The organism is Nocardia sp. CY41, from assembly GCF_009829325.1.
Classification (GTDB): domain Bacteria; phylum Actinomycetota; class Actinomycetes; order Mycobacteriales; family Mycobacteriaceae; genus Nocardia.
Genome location: NZ_VUOS01000090.1, coordinates 1 through 3,435, shown reverse-complemented (window position 1 = coordinate 3,435; position 3,435 = coordinate 1). Strand labels below are relative to the sequence as shown.

General features: G+C 56.7%; 2 rRNA genes. Both read left to right on the top strand.

What is annotated here, in order from left to right:
• Positions 1-43 precede the first annotated feature (43 nt).
• A 23S ribosomal RNA gene (locus GVY64_RS36630) occupies positions 44-3,156 on the top strand.
• A gap of 155 nt (positions 3,157-3,311) precedes the next feature.
• Positions 3,312-3,428: ribosomal RNA gene (gene rrf, locus GVY64_RS36625) — 5S ribosomal RNA — on the top strand.
• Positions 3,429-3,435 lie beyond the last annotated feature (7 nt).

Here is a 3,435-nt window from a genome sequence, read left to right as displayed (position 1 = left end):
GTGTGTTGTTTGAGAACTGCACAGTGGACGCGAGCATCTTTGTTTGTAAGTGTTTAAGAGCGTTCGGTGGATGCCTTGGCACCAGGAGCCGATGAAGGACGTAGGAGGCTGCGATAAGCCTCGGGGAGCTGTCAACCGAGCTGAGATCCGAGGATTTCCGAATGGGGAAACCCGGCACGAGTGATGTCGTGTCACCTGCCGCTGAATATATAGGCGGTTGGGAGGGAACGTGGGGAAGTGAAACATCTCAGTACCCACAGGAAGAGAAAACAATTGTGATTCCGTGAGTAGTGGCGAGCGAAAGCGGATGAGGCTAAACCATGCGTGTGTGATAGCCGGCAGGTGTTGCACGTGTGGGGTAGTGGGGCTCACTTTCCTATCACTGCCGTGGTAGGCAACAGTCAGAAAAGTGCGTGTTAGTCGAAGTGGTCTGGAACGGCCTGTCGTAGAGGGTGAGAATCCCGTAGGCGAAAATGCGTGCTCTGTTGTAGTGGGTGCCCGAGTAGCAGCGGGCCCGTGAAATCTGCTGTGAATCTGCCGGGACCACCCGGTAAGCCTGAATACTCCCTGGTGACCGATAGCGGACTAGTACCGTGAGGGAAAGGTGAAAAGTACCCCGGGAGGGGAGTGAAATAGTACCTGAAACCGGACGCTTACAATCCGTCAGAGCCTTCCCTTCGGGGTGGGGTGATGGCGTGCCTTTTGAAGAATGAGCCTGCGAGTCATCGGTGTGTGGCGAGGTTAACCCGTGTGGGGTAGCCGTAGCGAAAGCGAGTCCGAATAGGGCGTTTGAGTCGCATGTCATGGACCCGAAGCGGAGTGATCTACCCATGGCCAGGGTGAAGCGACGGTAAGACGTCGTGGAGGCCCGAACCCACTTAGGTTGAAAACTGAGGGGATGAGCTGTGGGTAGGGGTGAAAGGCCAATCAAACTCCGTGATAGCTGGTTCTCCCCGAAATGCATTTAGGTGCAGCGTCACGTGTTTCACATCGGAGGTAGAGCTACTGGATGGCCTAGGGGGCCCACAAGCTTACCGAAGTCAGCCAAACTCCGAATGCCGGTGTGTGAGAGCGTGGCAGTGAGACTGCGGGGGATAAGCTTCGTAGTCGAGAGGGAAACAGCCCAGATCGCCGGCTAAGGCCCCTAAGCGTGTACTAAGTGGAAAAGGATGTGGGGTCGCGAAGACAACCAGGAGGTTGGCTTAGAAGCAGCCACCCTTGAAAGAGTGCGTAATAGCTCACTGGTCAAGTGATCCTGCGCCGACAATGTAGCGGGGCTCAAGTACACCGCCGAAGCCGCGGCACTCCAACGTTTGCCTGCTTTCGAGCCAGGTGTTGGGGTGGGTAGGGGAGCGTCGTGCAGCCGTGGAAGTCACAGGGTGACCTAGTGGTGGAGGCTGTGCGAGTGAGAATGCAGGCATGAGTAGCGAAAGACGAGTGAGAAACTCGTCCGCCGAATGACCAAGGGTTCCTGGGCCAGGTTAATCCGCCCAGGGTGAGTCGGGACCTAAGGCGAGGCCGACAGGCGTAGTCGATGGACAACGGGTTGATATTCCCGTACCCGTGTATCCGCGCCCAGTGGCGAATCAGTGGTGCTAAGTGCCCAAATGTGGATGGACTTCCTTCGGGAAGCTTGAAGCGGCTGCGCACGACCCCTGCTGTAGTAGTCAAGCGATGGGGTGACGCAGGAAGGTAGCTGGGCCAGGTGATGGAATACCTGGTGTAAGCGTGTAGGGCGAGTGGTAGGCAAATCCGTCACTCATGTGCCTGAGACGTGATGCGTAGCCGATTGAGGCGAATTCAGTGATCCTATGCTGCCGAGAAAAGCCTCTAGTGAGTTGGTACACGGCCCGTACCCCAAACCGACACAGGTGGTCAGGTAGAGAATACCGAGGCGATCGAGAGAACTGTGGTTAAGGAACTCGGCAAAATGCCCCCGTAACTTCGGGAGAAGGGGGACCACGTCTGGTGATGATCCTTGCGGTCTGAGCTGGGTGTGGTCGCAGAGACCAGAGAGAAGCGACTGTTTACTAAAAACACAGGTCCGTGCGAAGTCGTAAGACGATGTATACGGACTGACGCCTGCCCGGTGCCGGAAGGTTAAGAGGACCGGTTAGCTACTTCGGTGGCGAAGCTGAGAATTTAAGCCCCGGTAAACGGCGGTGGTAACTATAACCATCCTAAGGTAGCGAAATTCCTTGTCGGGTAAGTTCCGACCTGCACGAATGGCGTAACGACTTCTCTGCTGTCTCAACCACAGACTCGGCGAAATTGCATTACGAGTAAAGATGCTCGTTACGCGCGGCAGGACGAAAAGACCCCGGGACCTTCACTATAGCTTGGTATTGGTGTTCGGTACGGTTTGTGTAGGATAGGTGGGAGACTGTGAAGCGGGCACGCCAGTGTTCGTGGAGTCGTCGTTGAAATACCACTCTGGTCGTATTGGACTTCTAACCTCGGACCCTGATCGGGTTCAGGGACAGTGCCTGGTGGGTAGTTTAACTGGGGCGGTTGCCTCCCAAAATGTAACGGAGGCGCCCAAAGGTTCCCTCAGCCTGGTTGGCAATCAGGTGTCGAGTGCAAGTGCACAAGGGAGCTTGACTGTGAGACTGACGGGTCGAGCAGGGACGAAAGTCGGGACTAGTGATCCGGCACCGGCATGTGGAAGCGGTGTCGCTCAACGGATAAAAGGTACCCCGGGGATAACAGGCTGATCTTCCCCAAGAGTCCATATCGACGGGATGGTTTGGCACCTCGATGTCGGCTCGTCGCATCCTGGGGCTGGAGTAGGTCCCAAGGGTTGGGCTGTTCGCCCATTAAAGCGGCACGCGAGCTGGGTTTAGAACGTCGTGAGACAGTTCGGTCTCTATCCGCCGCGCGCGTCAGAAACTTGAGGAAGGCTGTCCCTAGTACGAGAGGACCGGGACGGACGAACCTCTGGTGTGCCAGTTGTCCTGCCAAGGGCACTGCTGGTTGGCTACGTTCGGAAGGGATAACCGCTGAAAGCATCTAAGCGGGAAGCCTGTTCCAAGATGAGGTTTCTCACCACCTTCGAGTGGTTAAGGCCCCCTACAGACCATGGGGTTGATAGGCCGGAACTGGAAGCACGGTAACGTGTGGAGGTGACCGGTACTAATCGGCCGAGGACTTACCAACAAAGGTTGCTACGCGTCCACTGTGCGGTATCTGAAACAACACACAGACACCCCGCGACACGATTCACCGTGCCACCCACATTCGATCCCGGTCATTGCGGGGTCGGTGGGTGTGGTGAACAGGGTTCGGGGGTGTGGTGGACAGTTTCATAGAGTTACGGCGGCCATAGCGGTGGGGAAACGCCCGGTCCCATTCCGAACCCGGAAGCTAAGCCTGCCAGCGCCGATGGTACTGCACTCGACAGGGTGTGGGAGAGTAGGACACCGCCGGAACATCCTT